Here is a 13,762-nt window from a genome sequence, read left to right as displayed (position 1 = left end):
GTTTTGCGCGCGCCGGATCAATCCGACGGGCGGGCCGCGAGCGCAGGAACAAACTGCAGCGAGGCGCGAGCGAAGTCCGCCGGCAGAGTAGGCCGGACTGGCAAGACAGGACAATACGAGACGATGTCGAATCAACAACGAGCCAAACTGGTAGTCGGTAACTGGAAGATGCATGGGCGGCTCGCCGCGAACGCCGCGTTGTTGCAGGCAGTGGCACAGGGCGCCAGTGAACTGCCGCCCGACGTGCGCGTCGGTGTATGCGTGCCGAGCCTCTATCTCGGGCAGACTCAGTCGTTGCTCGAAGGCAGCCCGATCGTGTGGGGCGTGCAGGACGTGTCCGCGTTCACGCATGGCGCCTATACCGGCGAAGTGGCTGCGCCGATGGTGACGGACTTCGGCGCCACGTTTGCGATCGTCGGGCACTCGGAGCGCCGCGCGTATCACCGCGAAAGCGCCGAACTGGTCGCGGTGAAAGCGCAGCGTGTGCTCGAGGCGGGTTTGACGCCGATCGTGTGCGTCGGCGAAACGCTCGAAGAACGCGAAGCTGGTTGGACCGAGCAGGTCGTCGGCGGTCAGCTCGACGAGGTGCTCGCGAAGCTGTCGGCTCAGGAAGCGGCTCGCCTCGTCGTCGCGTATGAGCCGGTGTGGGCAATTGGCACCGGCAAGAGCGCATCGGCGGCACAGGCGCAGGCCGTGCATGGATTCCTGCGCGCACGTCTCACGGCCAAGGGTGCGGCGGATGTGCCGTTGCTATACGGTGGCAGCGTTAAGCCGGACAACGCGGAAGAACTGTTCCGTCAGCTCGATATCGACGGCGGCCTGATCGGCGGCGCGTCGTTGAAAGATCAGGATTTCCTTGCGATCTGCAAGGCGGCCGCCGCGACCAGCGTGGCTGGTTAGGCTGGGCGTCGCGGCGAGGATGGCTCCATTTCGCGCAACACACAGTGTGCGGCGCGGTTAAATAAAGACTCAGGTGGGTGTGATGCTGTATTTGAAAACATTGATTATCGTCGTTCAGTTGTTGTCGGCGTTCGGGGTCATCGGACTTGTGTTGCTGCAGCACGGCAAAGGTGCCGATATGGGCGCGGCTTTCGGCAGCGGCGCGTCGGGTAGCTTGTTCGGTGCGACAGGTTCGGCGAACTTTCTGTCGCGTACCACGGCAGTGCTCGCAGCGCTGTTCTTTGCCACGACACTGGCACTCACTTACCTTGGTGCGTATCACGTGAAGCCGTCGGCAGGCGTGCTGGGCGCGGCAGCTACTGCGCCGGTCGCGGCTTCTGCGCCGGCTGCGGGCTCGGCCCCGGCGGCGGCAGCGCCTGCAGCGCCTGCGTCGGTTCCGGCGACGGGTGTGCCGAAATAAATTTTCGGCGGACGTGGTCTTGTGCGTTGAACAATCCGCTTAAACAAGTTACAATTCAAAGCTTGAAGCGATTCGCGGGTTTTACAAGTTGTTTTCCCGGATTGCATATAGTGCCGACGTGGTGAAATTGGTAGACACGCTATCTTGAGGGGGTAGTGGCGAAAGCTGTGCGAGTTCGAGTCTCGCCGTCGGCACCAAATGTTATCTAAATGCCAGCCGTTTGCTTCGCTTCGGCTGGCATTTTCGCTTCTGGCGTATGGCTGTACGGCTTGCGTCATGCGCGTTGAGGAAGTGATTTCGCGTCAGGGGTGCTATGCTCCTGACGGCACTCAGAACCAACCGATTGAGGATTGTCTTGAACCTCGCAGCCTATTTCCCCGTATTGCTGTTCCTTATTGTGGGCACCGGTTTAGGCGTAGCACTGGTCAGTATTGGCAAGCTCCTCGGTCCCAACAAGCCCGACACCGAGAAAAACGCACCGTACGAGTGCGGCTTCGAAGCATTCGAAGATGCGCGCATGAAATTCGACGTGCGCTACTACCTCGTCGCCATTCTCTTCATCATTTTCGACCTTGAGACCGCGTTCCTGTTCCCGTGGGGCGTTGCGTTGCGTGACATCGGCTGGGCTGGGTTCACGGCGATGATGATTTTCCTGCTCGAGTTCCTGCTTGGCTTTGCCTACATCTGGAAGAAGGGCGGCCTCGACTGGGAATGATGGATTAATCGCCGGTTTGCGTGGGTGGCCAGGCTTGCCGCCCCGTCTGGAGTGGAAAGCAAATGAGTATCGAAGGGGTCTTGAAAGAAGGGTTTGTCACCACTACGGCGGACAAACTGATCAACTGGACGCGCACCGGCTCGCTGTGGCCGATGACGTTCGGTCTTGCGTGCTGCGCGGTCGAGATGATGCATGCGGGCGCTGCCCGTTATGATCTCGACCGTTTCGGCGTGGTGTTTCGTCCGAGTCCGCGTCAGTCGGACGTGATGATCGTCGCCGGCACGCTGTGCAACAAGATGGCGCCCGCTCTGCGCAAGGTTTACGACCAGATGGCGGAGCCGCGGTGGGTGATCTCGATGGGCTCATGCGCGAACGGCGGTGGCTATTATCACTACTCGTACTCGGTGGTGCGCGGCTGCGACCGGATCGTCCCGGTCGACGTGTACGTGCCGGGTTGTCCGCCCACCGCGGAAGCGCTGGTATATGGCGTGATCCAGCTGCAAGCCAAGATTCGCCGCACCAACACCATCGCCCGTCAATAAGGCCAACGCCTCCCACAATATGGCAAGCAAACTCGAGACCCTGAAAGCGAACCTCGAGGCGGCCTTTGGCGGCCTCCTGTTGAGCCTGACCGAGTCGGTCGGTGAATTGACGATCGTCGTCAAGGCCGGCGACTACCTCAACGTGGCAAAGCGTCTGCGCGACGATCGCTCGCTCGGTTTCGAGCAGTGTGTCGACCTGTGCGGCGTCGATTATCAGACCTATGCCGAAGGGGCTTACGACGGCCCGCGTTTTGCGGCAGTGCTGCATCTGCTGTCGGTACAAAACAACTGGCGTCTGCGTCTGCGCGTGTTCGCGCCTGACGACGACATGCCGATCCTGCCGTCCGTCGTCGATATCTGGAATTCGGTCAACTGGTACGAGCGCGAAGCGTTCGACCTGTACGGCATCGTCTTCGAAGGTCACCCGGACCTGCGCCGCATTCTGACCGACTACGGTTTCATCGGTCATCCGTTCCGCAAGGATTTCCCGGTCTCCGGCTACGTCGAGATGCGTTACGACCCGGAAGAAAAGCGCGTCGTTTATCAGCCGGTGACGATCGAGCCGCGGGAAATCACGCCGCGCGTGATCCGCGAGGATCACTATGGCGGTCTGAAACACTAAGAGAACGTCATGGCAGAGATCAAAAACTACACGCTCAACTTTGGTCCGCAGCACCCGGCAGCGCACGGTGTGTTGCGTCTCGTGCTCGAACTCGACGGCGAAGTGATCCAACGCGCCGATCCGCACATCGGTCTGCTGCATCGCGCGACTGAAAAGCTCGCCGAAAGCAAGACGTTCATCCAGTCGGTGCCGTACATGGACCGTCTCGACTACGTGTCGATGATGGCCAACGAGCACGGCTACGTGCTCGCCATTGAAAAGCTGCTCGGCATCGACGTGCCGCTGCGCGCGCAATACATTCGTGTGCTGTTCGACGAAGTCACGCGCGTGTTGAATCACCTGATGTGGATTGGCTCGCACGCGCTCGACGTCGGTGCGATGGCGGTGTTCCTGTATGCGTTCCGCGAGCGCGAAGACCTGATGGACGTGTACGAGGCGGTGTCGGGCGCGCGCATGCACGCGGCCTACTATCGTCCGGGCGGCGTCTATCGCGATCTGCCTGACGCAATGCCGCAATACAAGGCGTCGAAGATTCGCAATGCGAAGGCGTTGTCGAAGATGAACGAAAACCGTCAGGGTTCGCTGCTCGACTTCATCGACGACTTCTTTACGCGCTTCCCGAAGTGCGTCGACGAATACGAAACGCTGCTCACCGACAACCGGATCTGGAAGCAGCGTCTGGTTGGTATCGGCGTGGTCAGCCCGGAGCGCGCGCTGCAGCTCGGCATGACCGGCGCGATGCTGCGTGGCTCGGGCATCGAGTGGGATCTGCGCAAGAAGCAGCCATATGAGGTTTATGACAAGCTCGACTTCGACATTCCGGTCGGCGTGAATGGCGACTGCTATGACCGCTATCTGGTGCGCGTCGAAGAAATGCGCCAGTCCACGCGTATCGCGAAACAGTGCATTGAGTGGCTGCGCAAAAATCGGGGCCCGGTGATGACGGACAATCACAAGGTTGCGCCGCCGTCGCGCGTCGGCATGAAGTCGAACATGGAAGATCTGATCCACCACTTCAAGCTGTTCACCGAAGGCTTCCATGTGCCCGAAGGCGAGGCGTACGCCGCAGTCGAACATCCGAAGGGCGAGTTCGGCATCTATCTGATCTCGGACGGCGCCAACAAGCCGTATCGTTTGAAGATCCGCGCCCCGGGCTATGCGCACCTGTCCGCGCTCGACGAAATGGCGCGCGGCCACATGATCGCCGACGCCGTGACGATCATCGGCACGCAGGACATCGTGTTCGGCGAAGTGGATCGCTAGGATGTATTCATCGACGCGCGTCTGCGGTCGTCGCACCGCCACGCGGGTCAAGCAAAGGAACGCCGGGTCTGTCGCAGTATGACTTGAGCGACAGGTTTTCGTTCGGTAGGAATTGAAAGAGTCGTGTCTGAAAATGATCTCAGCTGAAGGCCTGAAAGAAATCGATCGTGCGGTCGCAAAGTACCCCGCGGATCAGAAACAGTCCGCCGTGATGTCGGCGTTGGCCACTGCTCAAACGGAGCATGGCTGGCTGTCGCCCGAACTCATGCAGTTCGTCGCGGATTATCTCGGCATGCCGGCAATCGCCGTGCAGGAGGTAGCGACCTTCTACACGATGTATGAGACCTCGCGAGTCGGCAAGTTCAAGATCACGCTCTGTACGAACCTGCCGTGCCAGCTCGGCCCGGACGGCGGTTCCGAAAGCGCCGCTGAATACCTGAAGCAGAAGCTCGGCATCGACTTCGGCGAAACCACGCCCGATGGCAAATTCACGCTGAAAGAGGGTGAGTGCATGGGTTCGTGCGGCGACGCGCCGGTGATGCTGGTGAACAACCAACGCATGTGCAGCTTCATGAGCCGCGAGAAGATCGACCAGCTGCTCGAGGAACTTTCGAAATGACGTCTTTACACGATCGTCACATCAAACCGCTGATTCTCGCCGGATTGAACGGCGACAACTGGCATCTCGAAGACTATGTGGCTCGCGGCGGTTACGCCCAGCTGCGCCGCATCCTGGAAGAAAAGATCGCGCCCGAGCAGGTGATCGCCGACGTCAAGGCGTCGGGTCTGCGCGGCCGCGGCGGCGCGGGCTTCCCGACTGGTCTGAAGTGGAGCTTCATGCCGCGTCAGTTCCCGGGCCAGAAGTACCTCGTCTGTAATTCGGACGAGGGCGAGCCGGGTACGTTCAAGGACCGCGACATTCTGCGCTTCAATCCGCATTCGCTGATCGAAGGTATGGTGATCGGCGCGTACGCGATGGGCATCACGGTCGGCTACAACTATATTCACGGCGAAATCTGGGAAGTCTATAAGCGCTTCGAAGAAGCGTTGGAAGAAGCTCGCCGCGCCGGCTTCCTCGGCGACAACATCATGGGCTCTGGCTTCTCGTTTCAGCTACATGCGCATCACGGTTACGGCGCGTACATCTGTGGCGAAGAAACCGCGCTGCTCGAATCGATCGAGGGCAAGAAGGGTCAGCCGCGCTTCAAGCCGCCATTCCCAGCGAGCTTTGGCGTGTACGGCAAGCCGACCACGATCAACAACACCGAAACGTTCGCGGCGGTGCCGTTCCTGCTCGCCATCGGCCCGCAGAATTACCTTGAAATCGGCAAGCCGAACAACGGCGGCACGAAGATTTTCTCGGTGTCGGGTGACGTCGAGCGTCCGGGAAATTACGAAATTCCGCTCGGCACGCCGTTCGCGACGCTGATGGAACTCGCCGGTGGCATGCGCGGCGGCAAGAAGATCAAGGCTGTGATTCCTGGCGGTTCGTCGGCGCCGGTGATTCCGGGCGAGATGATGATGCAGACCGACATGGACTACGACTCGATCGCGAAGGCCGGCTCAATGCTCGGCTCGGGCGCGGTGATCGTGATGGACGAGACGCGCTGCATGGTGCGCTCGCTGCTGCGCCTGTCCTACTTCTATTACGAAGAGTCGTGCGGTCAATGCACGCCTTGCCGTGAAGGCACGGGCTGGCTGTATCGCGTCGTGCATCGTATCGAGCATGGTCTCGGTCGCCAGGAAGATCTGGATCTGCTGAACTCCGTCGCGGAAAACATCATGGGCCGCACGATCTGCGCGCTAGGCGATGCGGCCGCTATGCCGGTTCGGGGCATGCTCAAGCACTACTGGGACGAATTCGAATATCACGTCGCCCACAAGCATTGCCTTGTCGGCGGTCATGCCAGCACGGCGGCGCCCGAAACAGTGGCTGCGTGACGGTGGCTGCCTGAGCCGGCCCGACAGGTTCGGCTGACGGATAACTACCAGACGAACACCTCAACCGCAGGATTCATCGCCCGAAGCGGGCGATGAACAGGCGAACGATTGAGCGGTAACAGGTTAAGGAAGATTGACCATCATGGTTGAACTGGAAATAGACGGCAAGAAAGTCGAGGTGCCTGAAGGCAGCATGGTGATTCAGGCTGCGCATAAGGTCGACACCTACATTCCTCACTTCTGCTATCACAAGAAGCTGTCGATTGCGGCCAACTGCCGGATGTGTCTGGTCGATGTCGAGAAGATGCCGAAGGCCGTGCCCGCGTGCGCGACCCCGGTGTCGGCCGGCATGATCGTGCGCACCAAGTCGGACAAGGCGGTGAAGGGCCAGCAAGCCGTGATGGAATTCCTGCTGATCAACCATCCGCTCGACTGCCCGATCTGCGACCAGGGCGGCGAATGCCAGTTGCAAGATCTGGCCGTTGGTTACGGCAAGTCGTCGTCGCGCTATAGCGAAGAAAAGCGCGTGGTGTTCCACAAGAACGTGGGTCCGCTGATCTCGATGGAAGAGATGTCGCGCTGCATTCACTGCACGCGTTGCGTTCGCTTCGGCCAGGAAATCGCCGGCGTGATGGAACTCGGCATGCTGGGCCGCGGCGAGCATGCGGAAATCACGTCGTTCGTCGGCAAGACGGTCGACTCCGAGCTGTCGGGCAATATGATCGATCTGTGCCCGGTCGGCGCGCTTACGAGCAAGCCGTTCCGCTACAGCGCCCGTACATGGGAGCTGTCGCGTCGCAAGTCGGTGAGCCCGCACGATTCCGTCGGCGCGAACCTCATCGTGCAGGTGAAAAACAATCGCGTGATGCGCGTTTTGCCGTTCGAAAACGAAGCGATCAACGAGTGCTGGATCTCGGACAAGGACCGCTTCTCGTACGAAGGCGTGAACAGCCCCGAGCGTCTTACCAAACCGATGCTCAAGCAAGGCGGCCAGTGGGTCGAAACCGACTGGCAGACCGCGCTCGAATACGTGGTCAAGGGTCTGAAGGGCATCAAGAGTGACCACGGTGCGAACGCCCTTGCCGCGCTGTCGAGCGCGCACAGCACCGTGGAAGAACTGTTCCTGTTGAAGCAGATCGGGCAAGCGGTCGGCACGCCGAACGTCGACTTCCGTCTGCGTCAGTCGGATTTCTCGGCGCCCGTTAGTGGCGCGCCGTGGCTCGGCGGCACGATCGCCGATCTGTCGAACGTCGATGCGGCGCTCGTGATCGGCTCGGATCTGCGCCGTGACCATCCGCTGTTCGCCGCGCGTTTGCGCCAGGTCGCACGAGGCGGTTCGGCACTTACGCTGCTCCAGGCCACCAACGACGACGCGATGATCCCTCAGGCGCAACGCGTGGTCGCGGCGCCGTCGGCATGGCTCGAGGTGTTGGCAGGCATCGCCGGCGCGGTGGGCGAAGCGAAGGGCGTTGCGCTGCCGGAAGCATTCGCGGGCACGCAGCCGACGGACGCGCACAAGCAGATAGCGAAATCGCTGACTACCGGCGAGCGCCGCGTCGTGCTGCTTGGTAACGAAGCGGTTCGTCATCCGGACTTCGCGGCGATCCACGCCGCGGCGCAATGGATTGCCGAGGCAACCGGTGCAACGCTCGGTTTCCTGACCGAAGCGGCCAATACGGTCGGCGCGCACCTTGTGAACGCGCTGCCGGGCGAAGGCGGTCTGAACGCGCGCGAAGTGTTCGAGCAGCCGCGCAAGGGCTATCTGCTGTTGAATCTCGAGCCGGAATTCGACACGGCCAATCCGGCGCAGGCGCTCGCCGCGCTGAAGCAGGCCGAGATGGTCGTCGTGATGTCGCCGTTCCAGGCCGGCGCCGACTATGCCGACGTGCTGCTGCCGATCGCGCCGTTCACGGAAACGGGCGGCGCGTTCGTCAACGCTGAAGGTACGGTGCAGGCGTTTAACGGCGTCGTGCGTCCGCTCGGCGACACGCGTCCCGCGTGGAAGGTGTTGCGCGTGCTGGGCAGCCTGCTCGGCGCGTCGGGCTTCGAATACGACACGGTCGAAGAAGTGCGCGCGGCCGCGCTCGGCGACGGCGAACTGAGTTCGCGTCTGTCGAACCGGACCGGCGTCGCGGTGACGCGCGGCCAGGCCGCGAAGGCGGCGGAAGGCAAGTTCGAGCGTCTCGCGAACGTGCCGATCTATCATGCCGATGCGCTCGTGCGTCGCGCGGAGTCGCTGCATCTGACCGTGGCGGCCCGTACGGCGAATTCGGTCGGCCTGCCGGCTGCGTTGTTCGACAAACTGGGTTTGAAAGAGGGCGACGCGGTGCGCGTTCGTCAGGGCGAGCAAGCGGTGCAGTTGCCGGCCGTGCGCGACGCGAATCTTGCGGAGACGGTCGTCCGCGTATCGGCGGCTACGCCTGCCGGTGCAGCGCTGGGCAGCCTGTTCGGTGAACTGGTGGTGGAGAAGGCGTAAATGAGCTTGTTCGATACGATCAACTCGGGCGGCGCCCAACTTCTCGGTGTGGCATGGCCTACGGTGTGGGCGCTCGTGCGCATCCTGGTGGTGGCCGTCGCGATCCTGCTGTGCGTCGCTTACCTGATCCTGTGGGAGCGCAAGCTGATCGGCTGGATGCATGTGCGTCTCGGTCCGAACCGCGTCGGTCCCGCCGGGCTCTTGCAGCCGATCGCCGACGTGCTGAAACTGTTGCTGAAGGAAGTGATCCAGCCGGCCCAGGCAAGCCGCTGGATCTACGTGATCGCGCCGATCATGGTGGTGGTGCCGGCCTTCGCGGTCTGGGCGGTGATTCCTTTCCAGGCGGGCGCGGTGCTCGGTGACATCAACGCGGGTCTGCTATACGCGATGGCGATCTCGTCGATCGGCGTGTATGGCGTGATTCTGGCCGGCTGGGCGTCGAACTCGAAGTACGCGTTCCTCGGCGCGATGCGCGCCGCCGCGCAGATGGTCTCGTACGAAATCTCGATGGGCTTTGCGCTGGTGGTCGTGCTGATGACGGCCGGCACGCTGAACCTGTCTGGCATCGTCGGCTCGCAGGAGCAGGGCTTCTTCGCCTCGCACGGCCTGAACTTCCTCTCCTGGAACTGGCTGCCACTGCTGCCGATGTTCGTCGTGTACTTCATCTCGGGCATCGCCGAAACGAACCGCCACCCGTTCGACGTGGTGGAGGGCGAATCGGAAATCGTCGCGGGCCACATGATCGATTACTCGGGTATGGCGTTCGCGCTGTTCTTCCTCGCCGAGTACATCAACATGATCGTGATCTCGGCATTGGCTGCAACACTGTTCCTCGGCGGCTGGAGCGCCCCGTTCGGGTTCCTGTCGTTCATCCCGGGCATCGTCTGGCTCGTCGCCAAGGTTTTCTTCCTGTTGTCGGTGTTCATCTGGGCGCGTGCTACGTTCCCGCGCTATCGCTATGACCAGATCATGCGTCTCGGCTGGAAGGTTTTCATTCCGGTCTGCGTGGTGTGGCTCGTGGTGGTCGGCTTCTGGATCATGTCGCCGTTGAACATCTGGAAATAAAGGGCGGACGAACCTATGACCGCAATCCAAAACTTCTTCAAGACTTTCTTCCTCACGGAACTGCTGAAAGGCCTCGCGCTGACCGGACGCTACACGTTCCAGCGCAAGGTCACCGTGCAGTTCCCTGAAGAGAAGACCCCGATCTCGCCGCGTTTCCGCGGTCTGCATGCGCTGCGCCGCTATGAAAACGGCGAAGAGCGCTGCATCGCGTGCAAGCTGTGCGAAGCAGTGTGTCCGGCGCTCGCGATCACAATCGAATCGGAAACGCGCGCGGACAACACGCGCCGCACGACGCGCTACGACATCGACCTGACCAAGTGCATCTTCTGCGGTTTCTGTGAAGAAAGCTGCCCGGTCGATTCGATCGTCGAGACGCACATTCTCGAGTATCACGGCGAGAAGCGCGGCGACCTTTACTTCACGAAGGACATGCTGCTGGCCGTTGGCGACCGCTTCGAAGCAGAAATCGCCGCCAACAAGGCAGCCGACGCACCGTATCGTTGAAGCGCTTTCCCGCTTGCAACAATTGCGGCAGTAAAAGCAGTAACACGGCCTGCTGTCGGGCCGACCGCCGCGGCCTGAACGCCGCGGCACGGCGCACCGGTGTGGCGGTTCTGGCGGTTTCGTCCGCTTTTGCCAGCCACGGGTGCCAAAGAACAATGCCTGACGATGGCCTAACGATGAACCGGTAATCATGGAATTCACGACCGTACTGTTCTACATCTTCGCGCTGCTCCTGGTGGTTTCAGGGCTGAAGGTGATCACCTCGCGCAACCCGGTATCGTCCGCACTGTTTCTGGTGCTGGCGTTCTTCAACGCAGCCGCGATCTGGATGTTGCTGGAGGCCGAGTTCCTCGCGATCCTGCTGGTGCTGGTCTACGTCGGCGCGGTGATGGTGCTGTTCCTGTTCGTCGTGATGATGCTGGACGTCAATCTCGACGTACTGCGCAAGGACTTCAAACGCTTTGTGCCGATGGCCTCGGCGGTGGGCGCGATCATCGTGGTCGAAACCGCGCTGATCCTGTGGCACGGCTACGGCGCGACCACCACGGCGCTGCACGACACGGCCGCGGCCGCCGCTGGCATGGGCGACTGGTCGAACACGCGCCTGATCGGCAAGGTCATCTATACCGACTACATCTTCGCGTTCGAAATTGCCGGCCTGATCCTGCTGGTTGCCATCATCGCGGCGATCGCGCTGACCACGAGCCACAAGAAGGACAGCAAGCGTCAGAACGTCAGCGCACAGGTCAAGGTGCGCGCACAGGACCGCGTGCGCGTTGTGAAGATGCCGTCAGAGAAAACCGCGGCGACTCTCGCGGCGGAACAAGCGGCTGCCGCGGCAGCTGCAGCAGCGGCCGACTCGGCGCCGGCCAAGAACAGCTGAGCGGACAGGAGATTGAAATCATGTTGACCCTTGCCCATTACCTTGTCCTCGGCGCGATCCTGTTTGCGATCAGCATCGTCGGCATTTTCCTGAACCGCCGCAACGTCATCATCATCCTGATGGCGATCGAACTGATGCTGCTCGCGGTGAACACCAATTTCGTCGCGTTCTCGCACTACCTGGGCGACGTGCATGGCCAGATTTTCGTCTTCTTCGTGCTGACGGTTGCGGCAGCCGAAGCGGCGATCGGTCTCGCAATTCTGGTGACCCTGTTCCGTAGTCTCGACACGATCAATGTCGAGGATCTCGATCAGCTCAAAGGTTAATTTCAGGAAAAGCGGTTATGTCCACGATACTCAATGAAAACCTGCTGTTGGCAATTCCGCTGGCACCGCTTGCCGGTTCCCTGATTGCGGGGCTGTTCGGCAAGGCGATAGGGCGGGCGGGTGCGCATTCGGTCACGATCCTCGGCGTCGCGGTTTCGTTCATCCTGTCGGTCATCATCTTTTTGCAGGTGATGGATGGCGCGAGCTTCAACGCGACCGTTTATCAATGGATGTCGATCGGCAAGACGCAGCTCGAAGTCGGTTTCCTGGTCGACTCGCTGACCGCGATGATGATCTGTGTGGTGAACTTCGTCTCGCTGATGGTGCACATCTACACGATCGGCTACATGGCCGACGACGACGGCTATCAGCGCTTCTTTTCGTACATCTCGCTGTTCACGTTCTCGATGCTGATGCTCGTGATGAGCAACAACTTCCTGCAGCTGTTCTTCGGCTGGGAAGCGGTGGGTCTCGTTTCGTACTTGCTGATCGGTTTCTACTTCAAGCGTGAGAGCGCGATCTACGCGAACATGAAGGCGTTCATCGTGAACCGCGTCGGCGACTTCGGTTTCCTGCTCGGCATCGGTTTGCTGTTCGCGTTCGCCGGCTCGATGAACTACGGCGAAGTCTTCGCGAAGCGTACCGAACTCGCGGCGCTGAACTTCCCCGGTACCGACTGGGGCCTGCTGACGGTGGCTTGCATCTGCCTGTTCATCGGCGCGATGGGTAAGTCGGCTCAGTTCCCGCTGCATGTGTGGCTGCCGGACTCGATGGAGGGCCCGACGCCGATCTCCGCACTGATTCACGCGGCGACCATGGTGACGGCCGGTATCTTCATGGTCACACGCATGTCGCCGCTCTTCGAACTGTCGGATACGGCGCTGTCGTTCGTCATGGTCATCGGTGCGATTACCGCGCTGTTCATGGGTTTCCTCGGGATCGTCCAGAACGACATCAAGCGTGTGGTCGCTTATTCCACGCTGTCGCAGCTCGGTTACATGACGGTCGCGCTCGGCGCGTCGGCATATTCGGTCGCCGTGTTTCACCTGATGACGCATGCGTTCTTCAAGGCGCTGCTGTTCCTCGGCGCGGGTTCGGTGATCATCGGCATGCATCACGATCAGGACATGCGCAACATGGGCGGCCTGCGCAAGTACATGCCGATTACGTGGATCACATCGCTGATCGGTTCGCTCGCGCTGATCGGCACGCCGTTCTTCTCGGGCTTCTACTCGAAAGACTCGATCATCGACGCGGTGAAGCTGTCGCATCTGCCGGGCTCGGGTTTCGCGTACTTCGCGGTGGTCGCAAGCGTGTTCGTGACCGCCTTGTATTCGTTCCGTATGTATTTCATGGTGTTCCACGGTGAGGAGCGCTTCCGCAATCCGAAGCACCCGGAATCGCCGATGGGCGCAGAAGCACAGTCGCATGGGCATGACGCGCACGGCCACGACGACCACGCTCACGAGCCGCATGAAACGCCGTGGGTCGTGTGGGTGCCGCTCGTGCTGCTGGCGATTCCGTCGATCGTGATCGGAGCGATCGGCGTCGGTCCGATGCTGTTCGGCGACTTCTTCCAGCACGGCGTCGCGTTCGACAAGGTGATCTACATCAGCGAGAACCATCCGGCGCTGCATGAGATGACCGAAGAATTCCAGGGCTGGGCATCGATGGGTCTGCACTCGGTGTCGGGCCTGCCTGTGTGGCTCGCGCTCGCAGGCGTGGTGGTCGCATGGTTCCTGTATCTGGTCCGTCCGGATCTGCCTGCTGTCATCAAGCGCGCATTCGGCCCGATCTACACGTTGCTCGATAACAAGTACTACATGGACAAGATCAACGAAGTCGTGTTTGCGCGGGGCGCGGTGGCCATTGGCCGGGGTCTGTGGAAGGAAGGCGACGTGGTCGTGATCGACGGCATCGTCAACGGCAGCGCACGCTTTATCGGCTGGTTCGCGAGCGTGATCCGCTTCCTCCAATCCGGCTACATCTACCATTACGCGTTCGCCATGATCATCGGCATGCTGGGGCTCCTGACCCTGTTCGTAACGCTCGGCGGCAAATAAGG

14 protein-coding genes and 1 tRNA gene are annotated in these 13,762 nt (G+C 61.1%); all 15 read left to right on the top strand.

The genetic code is table 11. The annotated features are described in order from the left end of the window. Positions 1-123: 123 nt before the first annotated feature. The 15 genes from tpiA (at position 124) to nuoL (ending at position 13,760) form a co-directional block, all read left to right on the top strand. Entirely contained in the window at positions 124-900 is a 777-nt protein-coding gene (gene tpiA, locus OKW44_RS21920) for a triose-phosphate isomerase (protein ID WP_035470478.1), read from the top strand. Between the two features lie 82 nt (positions 901-982). Continuing rightward, on the top strand, positions 983-1,360 hold the full coding sequence (gene secG, locus OKW44_RS21915) for a preprotein translocase subunit SecG (protein WP_018420011.1): 378 nt from the start codon (positions 983-985) through the stop codon (positions 1,358-1,360). 112 nt (positions 1,361-1,472) lie between these two features. After that, positions 1,473-1,557 (top strand) — tRNA-Leu (locus OKW44_RS21910). A 158-nt stretch (positions 1,558-1,715) separates the two neighbouring features. Further along, entirely contained in the window at positions 1,716-2,075 is a 360-nt protein-coding gene (locus OKW44_RS21905) for an NADH-quinone oxidoreductase subunit A (RefSeq protein WP_018420012.1), read from the top strand. A 62-nt stretch (positions 2,076-2,137) separates the two neighbouring features. Then, positions 2,138-2,617, top strand: coding sequence for a NuoB/complex I 20 kDa subunit family protein (locus tag OKW44_RS21900; RefSeq protein ID WP_006052903.1), 480 nt, complete (start codon positions 2,138-2,140; stop codon positions 2,615-2,617). 19 nt (positions 2,618-2,636) lie between these two features. Next, positions 2,637-3,239, top strand: a complete 603-nt coding sequence (locus tag OKW44_RS21895; protein ID WP_018420013.1) for an NADH-quinone oxidoreductase subunit C — start codon at positions 2,637-2,639, stop codon at positions 3,237-3,239. A gap of 9 nt (positions 3,240-3,248) precedes the next feature. Beyond that, positions 3,249-4,502 carry an NADH-quinone oxidoreductase subunit D gene (locus OKW44_RS21890; protein WP_018420014.1) on the top strand — a complete coding sequence of 418 codons (1,254 nt, stop codon included), beginning with the start codon at positions 3,249-3,251 and terminating at the stop codon, positions 4,500-4,502. A 133-nt stretch (positions 4,503-4,635) separates the two neighbouring features. Next, the gene (gene nuoE / locus OKW44_RS21885; protein WP_018420015.1) at positions 4,636-5,121 is read left to right on the top strand and encodes an NADH-quinone oxidoreductase subunit NuoE; all 486 of its coding nucleotides are present in this window, start codon (positions 4,636-4,638) and stop codon (positions 5,119-5,121) included. Continuing rightward, a complete protein-coding gene (nuoF, locus tag OKW44_RS21880; RefSeq protein ID WP_018420016.1) occupies positions 5,118-6,443 on the top strand; it encodes an NADH-quinone oxidoreductase subunit NuoF in 1,326 nt (441 codons plus the stop codon). The genes nuoE and nuoF overlap by 4 nt, the downstream gene beginning before the upstream one ends. A 142-nt stretch (positions 6,444-6,585) precedes the next feature. Then, positions 6,586-8,919 carry an NADH-quinone oxidoreductase subunit NuoG gene (gene nuoG / locus OKW44_RS21875; RefSeq protein WP_018420017.1) on the top strand — a complete coding sequence of 778 codons (2,334 nt, stop codon included), beginning with the start codon at positions 6,586-6,588 and terminating at the stop codon, positions 8,917-8,919. After that, positions 8,920-9,984: an NADH-quinone oxidoreductase subunit NuoH gene (nuoH, locus tag OKW44_RS21870; protein ID WP_018420018.1), complete on the top strand. Its 1,065-nt coding sequence runs from the start codon at positions 8,920-8,922 to the stop codon at positions 9,982-9,984. It begins immediately after the preceding gene. A 15-nt stretch (positions 9,985-9,999) separates the two neighbouring features. Next, entirely contained in the window at positions 10,000-10,488 is a 489-nt protein-coding gene (gene nuoI, locus OKW44_RS21865) for an NADH-quinone oxidoreductase subunit NuoI (RefSeq protein ID WP_018420019.1), read from the top strand. 190 nt (positions 10,489-10,678) lie between these two features. Continuing rightward, complete coding sequence (locus OKW44_RS21860) at positions 10,679-11,371, top strand: NADH-quinone oxidoreductase subunit J (RefSeq protein WP_018420020.1); 693 nt, start codon at positions 10,679-10,681, stop codon at positions 11,369-11,371. Between the two features lie 20 nt (positions 11,372-11,391). Beyond that, positions 11,392-11,697: an NADH-quinone oxidoreductase subunit NuoK gene (nuoK, locus tag OKW44_RS21855; protein ID WP_006052894.1), complete on the top strand. Its 306-nt coding sequence runs from the start codon at positions 11,392-11,394 to the stop codon at positions 11,695-11,697. A gap of 17 nt (positions 11,698-11,714) precedes the next feature. Next, on the top strand, positions 11,715-13,760 hold the full coding sequence (nuoL, locus tag OKW44_RS21850) for an NADH-quinone oxidoreductase subunit L (protein ID WP_018420021.1): 2,046 nt from the start codon (positions 11,715-11,717) through the stop codon (positions 13,758-13,760). The last annotated feature ends 2 nt before the right edge of the window (positions 13,761-13,762 follow it).

Source organism: Paraburkholderia lebeckiae, from assembly GCF_050436325.1.
GTDB classification, from domain to species: domain Bacteria; phylum Pseudomonadota; class Gammaproteobacteria; order Burkholderiales; family Burkholderiaceae; genus Paraburkholderia; species Paraburkholderia tuberum.
The sequence above is the reverse complement of the archived record's forward strand: the minus strand, read 5'-3'. Positions and strand labels throughout refer to the sequence as shown.

What these genes read in the sequence shown, in the direction of transcription:
- tpiA (WP_035470478.1), top strand. Translation starts at nt 124, where the DNA reads ATGTCGAATCAACAACGAGCCAAACTGGTAGTCGGTAACTGGAAGATG.
- nuoL (WP_018420021.1), top strand. Translation starts at nt 11,715, where the DNA reads ATGTCCACGATACTCAATGAAAACCTGCTGTTGGCAATTCCGCTGGCA.
- secG (WP_018420011.1), top strand. Translation starts at nt 983, where the DNA reads ATGCTGTATTTGAAAACATTGATTATCGTCGTTCAGTTGTTGTCGGCG.
- OKW44_RS21900 (WP_006052903.1), top strand. Translation starts at nt 2,138, where the DNA reads ATGAGTATCGAAGGGGTCTTGAAAGAAGGGTTTGTCACCACTACGGCG.
- nuoK (WP_006052894.1), top strand. Translation starts at nt 11,392, where the DNA reads ATGTTGACCCTTGCCCATTACCTTGTCCTCGGCGCGATCCTGTTTGCG.
- OKW44_RS21860 (WP_018420020.1), top strand. Translation starts at nt 10,679, where the DNA reads ATGGAATTCACGACCGTACTGTTCTACATCTTCGCGCTGCTCCTGGTG.
- OKW44_RS21895 (WP_018420013.1), top strand. Translation starts at nt 2,637, where the DNA reads ATGGCAAGCAAACTCGAGACCCTGAAAGCGAACCTCGAGGCGGCCTTT.
- nuoI (WP_018420019.1), top strand. Translation starts at nt 10,000, where the DNA reads ATGACCGCAATCCAAAACTTCTTCAAGACTTTCTTCCTCACGGAACTG.
- OKW44_RS21890 (WP_018420014.1), top strand. Translation starts at nt 3,249, where the DNA reads ATGGCAGAGATCAAAAACTACACGCTCAACTTTGGTCCGCAGCACCCG.
- nuoG (WP_018420017.1), top strand. Translation starts at nt 6,586, where the DNA reads ATGGTTGAACTGGAAATAGACGGCAAGAAAGTCGAGGTGCCTGAAGGC.
- nuoE (WP_018420015.1), top strand. Translation starts at nt 4,636, where the DNA reads ATGATCTCAGCTGAAGGCCTGAAAGAAATCGATCGTGCGGTCGCAAAG.
- nuoF (WP_018420016.1), top strand. Translation starts at nt 5,118, where the DNA reads ATGACGTCTTTACACGATCGTCACATCAAACCGCTGATTCTCGCCGGA.
- nuoH (WP_018420018.1), top strand. Translation starts at nt 8,920, where the DNA reads ATGAGCTTGTTCGATACGATCAACTCGGGCGGCGCCCAACTTCTCGGT.